The 13,890-nt window shown below is 63.5% G+C and carries 14 protein-coding genes; 1 reads left to right on the top strand and 13 read right to left on the bottom strand.

The genetic code is table 11. The annotated features are described in order from the left end of the window. Positions 1 to 39: 39 nt before the first annotated feature. On the top strand, positions 40 to 1,599 hold the full coding sequence (locus Q8Q83_RS13465) for a cation:proton antiporter family protein (RefSeq protein WP_305624513.1): 1,560 nt from the start codon (positions 40 to 42) through the stop codon (positions 1,597 to 1,599). Positions 1,600 to 1,789: 190 nt separating this feature from the next. On the opposite strand, the gene Q8Q83_RS13470 is transcribed toward Q8Q83_RS13465, so the two are convergent. The 13 genes from Q8Q83_RS13470 to Q8Q83_RS13530 form a co-directional block, all read right to left on the bottom strand. After that, positions 1,790 to 2,617 (bottom strand): metal-dependent hydrolase, encoded by an 828-nt coding sequence (locus Q8Q83_RS13470; RefSeq protein WP_305624515.1) that lies wholly within the window; start codon positions 2,615 to 2,617, stop codon positions 1,790 to 1,792. Between the two features lie 274 nt (positions 2,618 to 2,891). Next, the gene (locus tag Q8Q83_RS13475; protein ID WP_305624517.1) at positions 2,892 to 3,440 is read right to left on the bottom strand and encodes an adenine phosphoribosyltransferase; all 549 of its coding nucleotides are present in this window, start codon (positions 3,438 to 3,440) and stop codon (positions 2,892 to 2,894) included. Positions 3,441 to 3,468: 28 nt separating this feature from the next. Next, positions 3,469 to 4,203: a fumarate/nitrate reduction transcriptional regulator Fnr gene (fnr, locus tag Q8Q83_RS13480; protein WP_305624518.1), complete on the bottom strand. Its 735-nt coding sequence runs from the start codon at positions 4,201 to 4,203 to the stop codon at positions 3,469 to 3,471. 230 nt (positions 4,204 to 4,433) lie between these two features. After that, positions 4,434 to 5,816: an oxygen-independent coproporphyrinogen III oxidase gene (hemN, locus tag Q8Q83_RS13485; protein WP_305624520.1), complete on the bottom strand. Its 1,383-nt coding sequence runs from the start codon at positions 5,814 to 5,816 to the stop codon at positions 4,434 to 4,436. Between the two features lie 209 nt (positions 5,817 to 6,025). Next, the gene (locus Q8Q83_RS13490; protein WP_305624522.1) at positions 6,026 to 6,709 is read right to left on the bottom strand and encodes a sulfite exporter TauE/SafE family protein; all 684 of its coding nucleotides are present in this window, start codon (positions 6,707 to 6,709) and stop codon (positions 6,026 to 6,028) included. Next, positions 6,702 to 6,923: a cbb3-type cytochrome oxidase assembly protein CcoS gene (gene ccoS, locus Q8Q83_RS13495; RefSeq protein WP_305624524.1), complete on the bottom strand. Its 222-nt coding sequence runs from the start codon at positions 6,921 to 6,923 to the stop codon at positions 6,702 to 6,704. The genes Q8Q83_RS13490 and ccoS overlap by 8 nt, the downstream gene beginning before the upstream one ends. A gap of 96 nt (positions 6,924 to 7,019) precedes the next feature. Further along, a complete protein-coding gene (locus Q8Q83_RS13500; protein WP_305624525.1) occupies positions 7,020 to 9,428 on the bottom strand; it encodes a heavy metal translocating P-type ATPase in 2,409 nt (802 codons plus the stop codon). Between the two features lie 8 nt (positions 9,429 to 9,436). After that, positions 9,437 to 9,949 carry a FixH family protein gene (locus Q8Q83_RS13505; RefSeq protein ID WP_305624526.1) on the bottom strand — a complete coding sequence of 171 codons (513 nt, stop codon included), beginning with the start codon at positions 9,947 to 9,949 and terminating at the stop codon, positions 9,437 to 9,439. A 12-nt stretch (positions 9,950 to 9,961) separates the two neighbouring features. Further along, positions 9,962 to 11,368, bottom strand: a complete 1,407-nt coding sequence (ccoG, locus tag Q8Q83_RS13510; RefSeq protein WP_305624528.1) for a cytochrome c oxidase accessory protein CcoG — start codon at positions 11,366 to 11,368, stop codon at positions 9,962 to 9,964. Between the two features lie 138 nt (positions 11,369 to 11,506). Beyond that, positions 11,507 to 12,493, bottom strand: coding sequence for a cytochrome-c oxidase, cbb3-type subunit III (ccoP, locus tag Q8Q83_RS13515; RefSeq protein ID WP_305624530.1), 987 nt, complete (start codon positions 12,491 to 12,493; stop codon positions 11,507 to 11,509). Next, positions 12,490 to 12,690, bottom strand: coding sequence for a CcoQ/FixQ family Cbb3-type cytochrome c oxidase assembly chaperone (locus tag Q8Q83_RS13520; RefSeq protein WP_305624531.1), 201 nt, complete (start codon positions 12,688 to 12,690; stop codon positions 12,490 to 12,492). Before Q8Q83_RS13520 ends, ccoP begins: the two co-directional genes overlap by 4 nt. A 6-nt stretch (positions 12,691 to 12,696) precedes the next feature. Further along, the gene (gene ccoO / locus Q8Q83_RS13525) at positions 12,697 to 13,305 is read right to left on the bottom strand and encodes a cytochrome-c oxidase, cbb3-type subunit II (RefSeq protein WP_305624533.1); all 609 of its coding nucleotides are present in this window, start codon (positions 13,303 to 13,305) and stop codon (positions 12,697 to 12,699) included. Continuing rightward, positions 13,305 to 13,890, bottom strand: a 586-nt coding sequence (locus Q8Q83_RS13530; protein ID WP_305624535.1) for a cbb3-type cytochrome c oxidase subunit I, incomplete at its 5' end; no start/stop codon positions are given. The genes Q8Q83_RS13530 and ccoO, both read right to left, overlap by 1 nt.

Genomic DNA, 13,890 nt, shown 5'->3' on the forward strand with positions numbered 1-13,890 from the left:
TCTTGCACCGCACTTGGCATCACTAGATAAGGACCTCCCATGATCGAAGCCAGCTGGATCGCCTTTGCCTTTGTCATGGGCCTGGCGGCGCGGGGCATAGGCTTGCCGCCCCTGGTCGGCTATCTGGGCGCCGGCTTCGCCCTGGCCGGCTTTGGCGAGCAGATCGGGGTTGGCCCGCGCGATAGCCTGGCGCTGCAGCATATCGCCCACCTGGGGGTGCTGCTGTTGCTGTTTACCCTGGGCCTCAAGCTGAAGCTGGGCAATCTGGTGCGCCGTGAGGTGATAGGCGGCGGTCTGCTGCACTTCGCCATCTCCAGCCTGGTGTTCCTCCCGGCCATCATGCTGGTGCTCGATTTGCCCTGGCAGCAGAGCCTGCTGCTGGCCATCGCCCTGTCGTTTTCCAGCACTGTGCTGGCGGCCAAGGTGCTGGAGGGCAAGCGCGAGCTGCGCGCCTTTCATGGCCGCTTGGCGATAGGGGTGTTGATCATCCAGGACCTGATCGCCTTGCTGGTGATGAGCTTGGCCAGTGGCGAGCTGCCTTCGCCCTGGGCGCTGCTGCTATTTGCCTTGCCGTTGCTGCGCCCGCTGCTGTTTCGCCTGCTCGATGCCAGCGGCCACGAGGAACTGATGGTGCTGCTCGGCCTGCTCCTGGCCCTGGTGCTCGGCGGCTATGGTTTCGAACGCCTGGGGCTGAGCTCCGAGCTGGGCGCATTGGCCTTCGGCGCGCTGCTGGCCGGGCACAAGCGTGCGGTCGAACTGGCCAGCTCGTTGTGGGGCATCAAGGAAGTGTTTCTGGTCGGTTTCTTCCTGCAGATCGGCATCGGCGGCCTGCCAGATGCCCAGGCCCTGACTTTTGCGTTGGTCATGGCGCTGCTGTTGCCGCTCAAGGGCTTGCTGTTCTTCGGCCTGTTCCTGCTGTTCCGCCTGCGTGCGCGCAGCGCCTTTCTCGGCAGCGTCAGCCTGACCAACTACAGCGAGTTCGGCCTGATCATGGCCAGCGTGGTGCTGCCGCAGTGGATGATTCCGCTGGCCATCACCGTGGCCTTGTCCTTTGTGATTTCCGCGCCGCTCAATCGGCTGGTCCATCCGCTGTACGAGCGTCTGGCCAAACGCTTGACCGCTTTGGAACGCGATATTCGCCATCCCGACGAGCAACCGGTTTCCCTCGGTGACGCCCAAGTGCTGGTGATGGGCATGGGGCGCACCGGCCGCGCGGCCTACGACTATTTGCGGGAGAAGGGCTTCAAGGTGGCGGGCCTGGATTCTGACCCTGTGGTGATAGAACAGAGCAAGCAGGCCGGGCGCAAGGTGCTGTTCGCCGACGGCGAAGACCCGATGTTCTGGCAGCACCTGCAGATGCCCGAGACCGATGCGGTGATCCTGGCGCTCAACGATGAGGAGGCGAAAGTCATAGCCACCCATAAACTGCGCGGGCGCGGCTTCAATGGCCTGGTGGTGTCCCATGCCATGTATGAGGACATCGCCACGCGGATTCAGCAGGCCGGCGCCGATCGTACCTACCTGACCATGAGCGAGGCGGGCGCCGGCCTGGCCGAGCATGTGTTCCGCAATCTGGAGGCGCGGGCCGAGGTGCACTAAGAACCTGTTTACGATCTGCTGCGCGTCGGCCATCCAGCGTTAAAAACAGCCTCGGAATGCTCATTTACAACTCGTAAACTGCGCTTCCTCGGCGTTTTGACCAGCCGGAGGCTGTTACTACGTAGCGCCTTGTCTGGCTCTAGCTCGCGAGATCGTAAACAGGTTCTAAACCCCTCGGCCTTGGGCGGGCTTAGTTGAAGCCCAGGCGCTGGCGCCAGCGTTGTTCCAGTTGCTTGCTGTCGTGGTCGAGGGGGTGGAAGCCGGGGCGGTAGTAATCCAGGTAGGGCAGCAGCAGCTTGGTGAGGAAGCCGTTGCGCGGGCTAAACAGCATGCCCAGGCCCTTCTTCCAGCTGCGCCAGTTGAACAGCTGGCCGTCCTTGCGCAGCAGGTGCAACTGGAACCAGCCGATCACGCCGAAGAAGGTCAGGGTGGTAATCGCCATCATCGCCACCCGGGTGAAGTAACCGCCACCGACCGCCTGGTACACGTCATAGGCCACGGCCTTGTGCTCGTTCTCCTCGATGGCGTGCCACATCCACAGCTGGTACAGCTTGGGGTCGTTCATCTGGGTGGTGAGGTCTTCGCGCTGCAGCAACTGCTCGGCCATGGTCGCGGTGAAGTGCTCCAGGGCGCAGGTGGCGGCCAGGCGCTGTTTCTGGGTGGTGATCTTGGTCACCCATGCCAGCAGCACCTTGATCCGCAGCTCCAGGCGTCCCAGGTCGATGTCGTGCTCGGCGGCGTATTCGTTATAGGCCGCGTGTTCCTTGGAATGCATGGCTTCCTGGCCGATAAAGGCGCTGATGTCCTTCTTCAGCTGCGGCTCTGTGATCTGCTCGCGCACCGCGCGCACGCTGTCGACGAAGAACTTCTCGCCGTAGGGAAACAGCGACGACAGGTTGTTCATAAAGTGGCTCATAAAGGGGTCGCCGGCGAACCAGTACTTCTGGCTTGCGCCGAAGCTGAAATCCATGCGGCGTACCGGGAAGCTGGCGCTGGGGGTGCTGGTTTTGGCTGTCATTAAGGCGACTCCTGGGCGTGTTGGTCGTGGTGGTGACCGCTGTTGTTATCGGGCTCGGGTAGGCAGCTGAGGGGCTGTCTGTGGCCGTGATAAATCTTTAGCCCGGAGTCATTTTGCTGCGAGGTCATTTCTGGCCAGGGCGGGTGGATTGGCGCCAACTTATGGATAGTTGTAGGACAGTCGGCAGCGCCCTTGGGGCTTTAACCTGGGGCTGTCGGCAGAAAGCAAAACGCCCGCAGAAGCGGGCGTGGTGAGATGTGAGCGGACGGAGGCGCTACTGATCGCTAAGGGCGAAGGCGGTGAGGGTAAAGGTGGGGATGTCGATATCCTGCAGCTTCTGCGAGCCGCCCAGCTCCGGCAGGTCGATGATCGCCGCCGCCTCGAAGACGCTGGCGCGCATGCGCCGCACCAGTTGCGCGGCCGCCAGCAGGGTGCCGCCGGTGGCGATCAGGTCATCGAAGATTAGCACCTGGTCGCCTTCGCACAGGCTGTCGGTCTGGACTTCCAGCCGGGCTTCACCGTACTCGGTCTGGTAGCTGGCGCTAAGCACCGCACCCGGCAGTTTGCCCTGCTTGCGAAACAGGATCAGCGGCTTGTTCAGCTCATAGGCGATGATCGAGCCGATCAGGAAACCGCGCGCATCCATGGCGCCGATATGGCTGAACTCGGCTTCGACATAGCGCTGGATAAAGCTGTCGGCCACCATGCGCAAGGCGCGTGGCGACTGGAACAGCGGGGTGATATCGCGGAAGATCACCCCCGGCTTGGGGAAGTCCGGCACCGGGCGGATCAGGGTCTTGATGCTGAATTCGTCGAAGATCATCGCCTATGTCCTGCGCAGGTCGGCTGGGTCAGCCCTCGAGGTTGCCACCGGCCAGGGCGCACAGCTCGATGGGGTCGAGGATGTGCACTTCCTTGCCTTCGGCTGCGAGCAGCTGGTTCTGTTGGAAGCGGGTAAACACACGCGACACGGTTTCCACCGCCAGGCCCAGGTAGTTGCCGATTTCGTTGCGCGACATGGCCAGGCGGAACTGGTTGGCGGAGAAGCCGCGGGCGCGGAAGCGGGCCGACAGGTTGACCAGGAAGGTGGCGATGCGCTCGTCGGCGGTCTTCTTCGACAACAGCAGCATCATCTGCTGATCGTCGCGGATTTCCCGGCTCATGATGCGCATCAGCTGACGGCGCAGTTGCGGCAGTTGCAGCGCCAGTTCATCCAGGCGCTCGAAGGGGATTTCGCACACCGAGGTGGTTTCCAGGGCCATGGCGGACACCGGGTAGCTCTCGTTGTCCATGCCGGACAGGCCCACCAGTTCGCTGGGCAGATGGAAGCCGGTGATCTGCTCGTCGCCCGCATCGCTCAGGCTGAAGGTCTTCAACGCGCCGGCGCGCACGGCGAACACCGAGTTGAAGGCATCGCCCTGGCGAAACAGGAACTCGCCCTTTTTCAGAGGGCGGCCGCGCTTGACTATATGGTCCAGGGCGTCCATGTCTTCCATATTCAGCGATAGCGGCAGGCACAGGCTGGACAGGCTGCAGTCATTGCAATGGACTTGGTGGGGGCTGTTCAGCTTGATGCTTTCGGACATTAGCGTCGCTTCCAGGATTATACACGCAACGTTCATAAGGGTACCGCAGGGTGGCGCACTCAGCCAGTCGACTGAAGTCGCAGTGAGGGCGCAAGTCCGCGCCTGCCCAGCGTGCCGGGTGGAGCTGCAGGCCGTGGGATGCGGGCGTTGGATCGGCGTTTGGTGCAGGTTTGGCGTACAAACGCAGCGACCAGCGCAAGGCTGGCCGCAGGGTTGCGCGGCTGCAGCGCCTAGATCACCCGGGAAAAGCGCTGGCGGCTGTGTTCATTGAGGTAGTGATCGAACAGCATGCACAGCGAACGCACCAACAGGCGCCCGGCGGGGAGCACTTCGACGCCGTGCTGATCCAGCTGGATCAGGCCGTCCGCGGCCATCTGCTGCAACTGCGGCCAGGTCTCGGCGAAGTAGCTGCGGAAGTCGATGGCATAGGCCTGTTCGATAGTGGCGAAGCTCAGCTGGAAATGGCAGATCAGCTGCTGGATCACCGCCCGGCGCAGGCGGTCGTCGGCGTTGCAGTGCAGGCCGCGCAAGGTGGCCAGCTCGCCCTTGGCCAGGCTGTTTTGATACTGGTTGAGGTCGCTGTTGTTCTGGCAGTACAGCTCGCCAATCTGGCTGATCGAGGACACTCCCAGGCCGATCAGGTCGCAGTGGCCGTGGGTGGTGTAACCCTGGAAATTACGTTGCAGGCTGCCATCTTCCTGGGCGCTGGCCAGCTCGTCGTCGGGCAGGGCGAAGTGGTCCATGCCGATATAGCGGTAACCGGCGGCGCTCAGTTGTTCGATGCTGGCCTGCAGCATGGCCAGCTTGTCGCCGGGGCTGGGCAGCTCGCCGTTATTGATCCGCCGCTGCGGCATAAAGCGCTCGGGCAGGTGGGCGTAGTTGAACAGCGACAGGCGATCGGGCTGCAGGGCTATGACTTCCGCGACGGTGCGGGCGAAGCGCGGCGGGGTTTGCAGCGGCAGGCCGTAGATCAGGTCGATATTCACCGAACGGAACTGCAGGGTGCGCGCGGCTTCGACTATGGCGCGGGTCTCGTCCAGGGTTTGCAGGCGGTTGACCGCCCGCTGCACGGCCGGGTCGAGGTCCTGCACGCCGAGGCTGACCCGGTTGAAGCCCAGCTCGCGCAGCAGACCCATGGTCGACCAGTCGGCCTCGCGCGGGTCGATCTCGATGCTGTAGTCGCCGGAATCGTCATCCAGCAGGTTGAAGTGCTCGCGTAGCTGGCCCATCAACTGGCGCAGTTCGTCGTGGCTGAGAAAGGTCGGGGTACCGCCGCCCAGGTGCAACTGCTCGACCCGCTGTTGCTTGTCCAGATGGCGGCCGATGATTTCCACTTCGCGCGCAAGTTTCTCCAGATAGGGCAGGGCGCGGCCGCGGTCCTTGGTGATCACCTTGTTGCAGGCGCAGTAGTAGCAAATATGCGCGCAGAACGGGATGTGCACGTACAGCGACAAGGGCCGCAGCGCTTTGCGGCTGTCGCGCAGGGCATGCAGCAGGTCGAACTGGCCGATGCCGGGATGGAACTGCACGGCAGTCGGATAAGAGGTGTAGCGGGGGCCGGCCTGATCGTAGCGGCGGATCAGATCGGTGTCCCAGTGGATGGCGTCGAGCATGCGGACATTCCCGGTTTGGCTAGCAGTAACGGGGAGTCTAAGAGCGGTGCGGCTGGGGTGTTTTGACCTGGATCATGGAGCTTGTCCGAGAATAGCAATTGGCTGCAAATTGTAGGTTGGTGCTGAGGAACGAAGCCCAACAACGTCAGCATGTTGGGCTTCGCGGAGCTCAGCCCAACCTACAAAAATCCACAGTCTCGGACAGGCTCCTAGTGCCCCATTAGCCAATGCTGGTGCGGGCCTGGCATTGTCCATAGGCCGAACAGCATCACCAGCAGGCCGCCGGCCATGCGCACGCCCTGTTGGCGCAGCAAGGCGCTCAGGCGTTCGGCGGCCATGCCGGTGGCCAGCAGCACCGGCATGGTGCCCAGGCCGAAGGCCAGCATCAAGGCGGCGCTATTGAGGGCATTGCCCTGGCTGGCGGCCCAGAGCAAGGTGCTGTAGACCAGGCCGCAGGGCAGCCAGCCCCACAGACCGCCGAGCACCAGGGCGCGGGGCAGGCTGGTGACCGGCATAAAGCGCCGGGTCAGGGGTTGGATATGCCGCCACAGGCCACGGCCCAGGGCTTCGATGCGGGTCAGGCCGCTCCACCAGCCGGCCAGGTACAGGCCCATGGCGATCAGCAGCAGCGCGGCGACAATGCGCAGGCCCATCACCAGCGGACTATTGGCCACCGCCCAGCCGGCCAGACCGAGCAACAGGCCGGCCAGGCTATAGCTGAAGATGCGCCCCAGGTTATAGGCCAGCAGCAGCCTAAAGCGCTGGGCGCGCTGCTCCGGCGGGATGGCCAGGGTCAGGGCGCCCATCAGGCCGCCGCACATGCCCAGGAAATGGCCGCCACCGAGCAGGCCGAGAATCAGCGCCGAGACCAGCAGCGGCAGCAGCTCAAGCACGGGGCTGTTCCTTGGTGGGTTGTTTCGGCTCGTCGCGTTGCTGGGCTTGGTTGACCGCGGCCTTATGCCTGGGGTCTTCGTCGTCGAACAGAATGCTATGGGCCGGGCCATCCAGGTCATCGTACTGACCGCTGTCCACCGCCCAGAAGAACAGCCAGATGGCGAAGCCCACCAGGACTATGGCCACCGGAATCAGAATATAGAGCGCGGGCATGGGGTCTCCGGGTGGCGATGTAGGTTGGGCTGAGCTTGGCGAAGCCCAACATTGCAGTCTTTGAACTTCGTTGGGCTTCACTGCGTTCAGCCCAACCTACGGTTTGGGGCTGCGGGTCAGACGCAGGGCGTTCAGCACTACCAATAGAGAGCTGAGCGACATGCCCAATGCCGCCCAGATTGGCGTGATCCAACCTATGGCGGCGAACGGCAGCACCAGGCCATTGTACAGGCTGGCCCAGCTCAGGTTCTCGATGATGATGCGCCGCGTGCGTTGCGCCATGCTCAGGGCTTGCACCAGGCTGCTCAGGCGGTTGGACAAGAGCACCGCATCGGCGCTGGTCTTCGCCAGGTCGGTGGCGCTGCCCATGGCCACGCTGATATCGGCGGCGGCCAGCACCGGCACATCGTTGACCCCGTCGCCGAGCATCAGCACCCGCCGGCCCTGGCTATGCAACTGTTGCAGCACGGCCAGTTTGGCGGCTGGGGTGAGGCCGCCGCGGGCGTCGGCTATGCCCAGCTGGCGCGCCACCTCGGCGACCATGGGCGAGCTGTCGCCGGACAGCAGCATAATGTGCCAATGCCGAACCTTGGCCGCTTCGATCAGCTGCGCTGCGTCATCCCGCACGCGGTCATCCAGGACGAGCCAGGCCAGGGGCCCTTGTTCATCGCCCAGCAGCAGCCATTGGCCGTGCTCGCCCGTAATGGCTGGGGGCTGTTGACCGCTCAAAGCGCAGACAAAATCCGCCTGGCCGATACGCAGCAGGCGCGCGCCGACCCGGCCCTGCAGGCCCAGGCCCGGATAGCTGTCGACCTGATCGGCAGCCTGGCTGGCTTGGCCAAAAGCGCGGGCAATGGGGTGTTCGGAGCGGTTCTCCAGGGCGGCGGCCAGGGCCAGGCAGCTGCCTGAGTCCAGTTCGCGCAGCGGCTGGATGCTGCTCAGGCTCAGGCGGCCTTCAGTCAGGGTGCCGGTCTTGTCGACGACCAGGGTGTCGATCTGGTTCAAGCCTTCCAGCACATGGCCGCGGGTCAGCAGCAGGCCGAGCCTGTGCAAGGATCCGGTGGCGGCGGTCAGGGCGGTGGGCGTGGCCAGGGCCAGGGCGCAGGGGCAGGTGGCGACCAGCAGGGCCAGCACTATCCAGAAGGCGCGCGACGGATCGAGTTGCCACCAGATCAGGCCTACCACGGCGGCCGCCAGCAGCACGCTCAGCAGAAACCACTGCGCCACCCGATCGGCCAGCACCGCCAGGCGCGGTTTGTCGCTCTGCGCGCGCTCCAGCAAGCGCACTATGGCCGATAGCCGGGTGGCATCGCCCAGGGCCTGCACCTCGACGCACAGCGGCCCTTCGACGTTGAGGGTGCCGGCGGTCACTGGATCTCCGACGCCGCGCGCCTGCGGCAGGTATTCGCCAGTCAGCAGCGCTTCGTCGATGCTCGACTGGCCCTGCAGGATGCGCCCGTCGGCCGGTAGCAGGGCGCCTGGCGGCACCAAAACCTGGTCGCCGATCCGCAGCTCGCTAAGCAGGATACGTTGGCTCTGGCCGTCGGCGTCCAGGCGCAGGCAGGAGGCGGGCAGCAACTTGACCAGCTGCGCGGTGGCCGCTGCCGTACGTTCGCGGGCGCGGCGCTCCAGATAGCGGCCAGCCAGCAGGAACAGGGCGAACATGCCCACCGCATCGAAATACAGCTCGCCCTGGCCGGTCACCGTCGACCAGATACCGGCGACGTAGGCCCCGCCTATGGCCAGGGACACCGACACATCCATAGTCAGATGACGGGTGCGCAGGTCGCGCAAGGCGCCACGAAAGAACTGGCCGCAGCAGTAGAAGACGATCGGGGTGGTGAGAAACAGGCTGACCCAGCGCAGGATCTGGTCCAGCTCAGGGGATAGGTCGACGTTGAATTCCGGCCAGGTGGCCATGCTCGCCATCATCACCTGCATCCATAGCATGCCGGCCACACCCAGCTCGCGCATGGCGCGGCGGTTTTCCCGCTGCAGCTGGGCGGCGGCGGCGTCGGCCTGCCAGGGATGGCCGGCGTAGCCGATCTTGCGCAGCGCCTTGAGCACATCGCTGAGCGGAATCTGGCTGTCGGCCCAACGCACCTGCAAGCGGTGGTTGGACAGGTTGAGCGTGGCTTCGGCGATACCCGGCAGCTCGCGCAGGTGTTTCTCGATCAGCCAGCCGCAGGCGGCGCAGCTGATGCCTTCAATCAACAGGCAGGTTTCGCTGAGCTCCCCGTGGCGTTCGACAAAGGGTTGCTGCACATCGCTGCGGTCGTACAGCGCCAGTTCATCCGGCAGGGCTTGCGGCAGGCTGTGGGGATTGTTCGCGTTTTCGCTGCGGTGCTGGTAGTAGGGCTCCAGGCCGCCGGCGACTATGGCCTCGGCCACCGCCTGGCAGCCGGGGCAGCACAGCTCGCGGCTTGCCCCCAGAACATGCGCCTGGAAGCGGCTGCCGGGGGGCACCGGCAGGCCGCAGTGGTAGCAAGGGGTCGGGCTGGCCATCGGCGTGCTTACGGCTGATCCCCGAGGCGGATGCTGTTGCCGCTCTGCAGGCTTTCTTCTTCGAACAGGCGCCAGTCCTTGCCACCTTCCTGGCCGATCAGCTCGACGAAGCGGCGGCCCTGCACGGCGTCGATCATCTGCCCGCTGTAGCTGCCATCGGCCTGCAGCTGCAGTATCACTCGGCGGTCGCGTTCCGGCTGGGTCGGCGAGATCAGGTTGAGCACCAGCTGTTGCGGCCGGCTATGGCCTTGCAGCTGCAAGCTGGCGACGCCGGTCTCTTCATCCAGCACCAGGCTGGCGTTGAGCTGCAGGCGGAGTGCATGGTTTTCCCGCTCCAGCGACCGGTTGATGCCCTTGCCGACATCGTAATAGTCATCGGAAATCAGCCCCGGTGGGTTCTGCGTGGCGATGGTCAGCAGGGCCACGCCCTGGGCCACCGAGTAGCTCAGCAGGGCTATCAGGAACCAGGGCCAGAACTGCTTGTACCAGGGCTTGTTCGCTGCGGTTTTTGGCTCGGACATGCTCTTCTCTAATCAGCGGACGCTGGGGCCGATAAAGCGGCTGTCAGCATCGGTTTTGATACTTGGATCATCCACCGACTGCAGGTGGAAGCTGATTTCATTGGTGCTGGACGGCAGGCTTGAAGGGTCGATGGACAGCTCGACCGGCAGCGACAGCACCTCGCCCTCGAGGGCCTTGATCTCGCGCTTGCCTTCGTAGACCAGCCCCTCGAGGCCATCGGCTGCGATCAGGTAGGTCACCTCGTGCTGGGCCTTGTTCATGATCTTCAGGGTGTAGACGTTCTCGATCCGGCCCTCTTCGTTTTCCCGGTAGAGCACGCGGTCCTTGAGTACGTCCAGTTCCACCAGCGAGCGGCTGGCGATGGCCCAGGCGAATACGCCGAACATCGCCAGCAGGGCGACGGCGTAGCCGATCAGGCGTGGACGCGCCAGGTGGGTCTTCTGCCCGGACAGGTTGTGTTCGGTGGTGTAGCTGATCAGCCCTTTGGGGTAGTTCATCTTGTCCATGATGCTGTCGCAGGCATCGATACAGGCGGCGCAGCCGATGCACTCGATCTGCAGGCCGTCGCGGATGTCGATGCCGGTGGGGCAGACGTGCACGCACATCTTGCAGTCGATGCAGTCGCCCAGGCCTTCGGCCTTGTAGTCGGCATCGCGCTTGCGCGGGCCGCGGTGTTCGCCGCGGCGCGGGTCGTAGGAGACGATCAGGGTGTCCTGGTCGAACATCACGCTCTGGAAGCGCGCATAGGGGCACATATAGATGCACACCTGCTCGCGCAGGTAGCCGGCGTTGCCGTAGGTGGCGAGGGTGAAGAAGCCGACCCAGAACAGCGCCCAGCCGCCAGCCTCGAGGGTGAACAGGGCGGGGATCAGCTCGCGAATCGGGGTGAAGTAACCGACGAAGGTGATCGCGGTGAGGAACGAGACGCCGACCCAGATGCCGTGCTTGGCCAGTTTGCGCAGGAACTTCTGCCCGGTCATCGGTGCCTTGTCGAGTTTTATGCGCTGGTTGCGATCACCCTCGGTGACCTTTTCCGCCCACATAAAGACCCAGGTGAACACGCTTTGCGGGCAGGTGTAGCCGCACCAGACGCGTCCGGCAAATACGGTAATAAAGAACAGGCCGAAGGCGGCGATGATCAGCAGCGCCGAGAGCAGGACGAAATCCTGGGGCCAGTAGGTGGAGCCGAGGATATGGAACTTGCGCTCCGGCAGGTTCCACCAGACGGCCTGACGGCCTTCCCAGTTCAACCATACGGTGCCGAAGTACAACAGGAAGAGGGCTGCGCCACCGAGCATGCGCAGGTTGCGGAAGATGCCGGTGAAGGAGCGGGTGTAGATTTTTTCGCGGTTGGCGTACAGGTCGACAGTTTCGACCTTGGCCGGGGTGACGTCTTTGACAGGAATCTGTGCGCTCATCAGTTCGTACCACAGCGGTTGATTGGCTGCCCCGATCGATACCTGCCGGTCGGGGTCATACGGGCTCTTGCGCTATGGTACGCCTGACTACTCCTGAGCAGGTGCGACCGGCGGTCGCGTCTGGCTCAGGCAGGAGAATTACTTCTCGATCTTAGCGTGCGACAGGCTATACACATAGGCCGCCAGCAGATGCACCTGGTCATTACCCAGGCGATCGGCATGGGCCGGCATCTTGCCGTTGCGGCCGTAACGCAGAGTTTGTTGTACCTGGGCGAAGCTGGAGCCATACAGCCAGGTTTTGTCGGTCAGGTTGGCCGAGCCCATGGCCTGTTGACCCTTGGCATCCGGGCCATGACAGACTGCACAGTTGGCCTTGAAGATCTCTTGACCTGCGTCAATATCTGCCTCGATGCCTTCCGGAACCTTCAAGCCAGACAGGCTGCGAATGTAGCCCGCGACATTGCGGATACCTGCTTCGCCGATGCTGTCCTTCCATGCCGGCATCGCCGCCTGACGACCGTCCATGATGGTGGTCTTGATGGTGGCCGGCTCGCCGCCGTACAGCCAGTCCTTATCGGTCAGGTTGGGGAAGCCATAGGCGCCCTTGGCGTCGGAACCGTGGCAGACCGAGCAGTTGGAGGCAAACAGGCGACCGCCCATTTTCAACGCTTGCTCGTCCTGGGCCACTTGTTCTATAGGCATGGCCGCATATTTGGCGAAGATCGGCCCGTATTGGCCGTCAGCCTTGGCCATTTCCTTTTCCCACTGGTGCACGCCGTTCCAGCCTGCGTTGCGTTCGCCATCGGCGATTTGCACGTTGGTGGCGAAGGGGGTCTTGGCTTCGCTGTCGAGGTGGTCGTAGCCCGGCAGCAGGCCTTTCCAGTTGCCCAGACCCGGGTAGAGCACTAGGTAGCCGAGGGCGAAGATGATGGTGCCGACAAACAGCATGAACCACCACTTGGGCAGCGGGTTGTCGAACTCCTCGATACCGTCGAAGGCATGCCCGACGGTTTCCTCGGTGCTCTCCTGACGCTGGCCCTTGCGGGTGCCGAAGATCAGCCAAGTCAGGGCGAAAATGGTGCCCAGAGACAGAATGGTTACGTACCAACTCCAGAACGTGGTCATTGGTTATTGCTCCTGGAAGATTGCTCGTCACGCTCTTTGGGTTGGGGGTCGTCGGCGAAGGGCAGGTTAGCGGCCTCGTCGAAGCTCGATTTGCGCTTGCTGCTGTAGGCCCAGAGCACCACGCCGATAAAGGCGATGAACACCACTGCCGTGCCTATGCCGCGAATAGTCCCGACGTCCGTTAGAAAAGTGGGCATAGTGCGTTACCGTTTGTTCTTGATAGCGGTGCCGAGAACCTGCAGGTACGCGACCAGCGCGTCCATTTCGGTCTTGCCCTTCACCGCGTCCTTGGCCCCGGCGATGTCTGCATCGCTGTAGGGGACGCCAAAGCCACGCATGACTTCCATCTTCTTGGCGGTGTCCTTGCCATCCAGCTGGTGTTCAACCAGCCAGGGGTAGGCCGGCATCTTCGATTCCGGTACCAGGTTGCGCGGGTTGTACAGGTGCGCACGTTGCCACTCGTCCGAGTAGCGGCCGCCAACGCGGGCCAGGTCCGGACCGGTACGCTTGGAACCCCACAGGAAGGGGTGATCCCACACGCTTTCACCGGCGACCGAGTAGTGGCCGTAACGTTCGGTTTCGGCGCGGAACGGACGGATCATCTGCGAGTGGCAGCCGACGCAGCCGTTCTTGATGTAGATGTCGCGGCCTTCCAGCTGCAGCGCGGTGTAGGGCTTGAGGCCCGCGACCGGCTCATTGGTGACGTCCTGGAAAAACAGCGGGACTATCTGGGTCAGGCCGCCGATGCTGACGGCGAGGACCATCAGCAGCGCCATCAGGCCGATATTCTTCTCGATGATTTCGTGTTTCATCAGTGAGCGCTCCCTGCAGTGACGTGGGCGGCGGGAATCTGTGCAGCCGCTTCGTATTCAGAAGCCTTGGCGGCACGCACGGTGCGATAGGTGTTGTAGGCCATCAACAGCATGCCGGTGACGAAGAACGCGCCGCCGATCATCCGTACCACATAACCCGGGTGGCTGGCTTCCAGCGCTTCCACGAAGGAATAGGTGAGGGTGCCGTCTTCGTTGACCGCGCGCCACATCAGGCCCTGGGTGATGCCGTTGACCCACATCGAAGCGATGTACAGCACGGTACCTATGGTAGCCAGCCAGAAGTGCGCGTTGATCAGGCCGATGCTGTGCATCTGCGGACGACCAAAGACCTTGGGCAGCAGGTGGTACAGCGCGCCGATGGAGATCATCTCCACCCAGCCGAGAGCGCCGGCGTGTACGTGGCCGATGGTCCAGTCGGTGTAGTGGGACAGGGCGTTGACGGTCTTGATCGCCATCATTGGGCCTTCGAAGGTGGACATGCCGTAGAAGGCCTGGGACACCACCAAAAAGCGCAGGATTGGGTCGGTGCGCAGCTTATGCCAGGCGCCGGACAGGCTCATCATG

The organism is Pseudomonas sp. (assembly GCF_030696055.1).
Lineage (GTDB): Bacteria > Pseudomonadota > Gammaproteobacteria > Pseudomonadales > Pseudomonadaceae > Aquipseudomonas.

What these genes read in the sequence shown, in the direction of transcription:
- Q8Q83_RS13520 (WP_305624531.1), bottom strand. Translation starts at nt 12,690, where the DNA reads ATGCCCACTTTTCTAACGGACGTCGGGACTATTCGCGGCATAGGCACG.
- hemN (WP_305624520.1), bottom strand. Translation starts at nt 5,816, where the DNA reads ATGCTCGACGCCATCCACTGGGACACCGATCTGATCCGCCGCTACGAT.
- Q8Q83_RS13465 (WP_305624513.1), top strand. Translation starts at nt 40, where the DNA reads ATGATCGAAGCCAGCTGGATCGCCTTTGCCTTTGTCATGGGCCTGGCG.
- ccoG (WP_305624528.1), bottom strand. Translation starts at nt 11,368, where the DNA reads ATGAGCGCACAGATTCCTGTCAAAGACGTCACCCCGGCCAAGGTCGAA.
- ccoP (WP_305624530.1), bottom strand. Translation starts at nt 12,493, where the DNA reads ATGACCACGTTCTGGAGTTGGTACGTAACCATTCTGTCTCTGGGCACC.
- Q8Q83_RS13470 (WP_305624515.1), bottom strand. Translation starts at nt 2,617, where the DNA reads ATGACAGCCAAAACCAGCACCCCCAGCGCCAGCTTCCCGGTACGCCGC.
- Q8Q83_RS13475 (WP_305624517.1), bottom strand. Translation starts at nt 3,440, where the DNA reads ATGATCTTCGACGAATTCAGCATCAAGACCCTGATCCGCCCGGTGCCG.
- Q8Q83_RS13500 (WP_305624525.1), bottom strand. Translation starts at nt 9,428, where the DNA reads ATGGCCAGCCCGACCCCTTGCTACCACTGCGGCCTGCCGGTGCCCCCC.
- fnr (WP_305624518.1), bottom strand. Translation starts at nt 4,203, where the DNA reads ATGTCCGAAAGCATCAAGCTGAACAGCCCCCACCAAGTCCATTGCAAT.
- Q8Q83_RS13505 (WP_305624526.1), bottom strand. Translation starts at nt 9,949, where the DNA reads ATGTCCGAGCCAAAAACCGCAGCGAACAAGCCCTGGTACAAGCAGTTC.
- ccoO (WP_305624533.1), bottom strand. Translation starts at nt 13,305, where the DNA reads ATGAAACACGAAATCATCGAGAAGAATATCGGCCTGATGGCGCTGCTG.
- ccoS (WP_305624524.1), bottom strand. Translation starts at nt 6,923, where the DNA reads ATGCCCGCGCTCTATATTCTGATTCCGGTGGCCATAGTCCTGGTGGGC.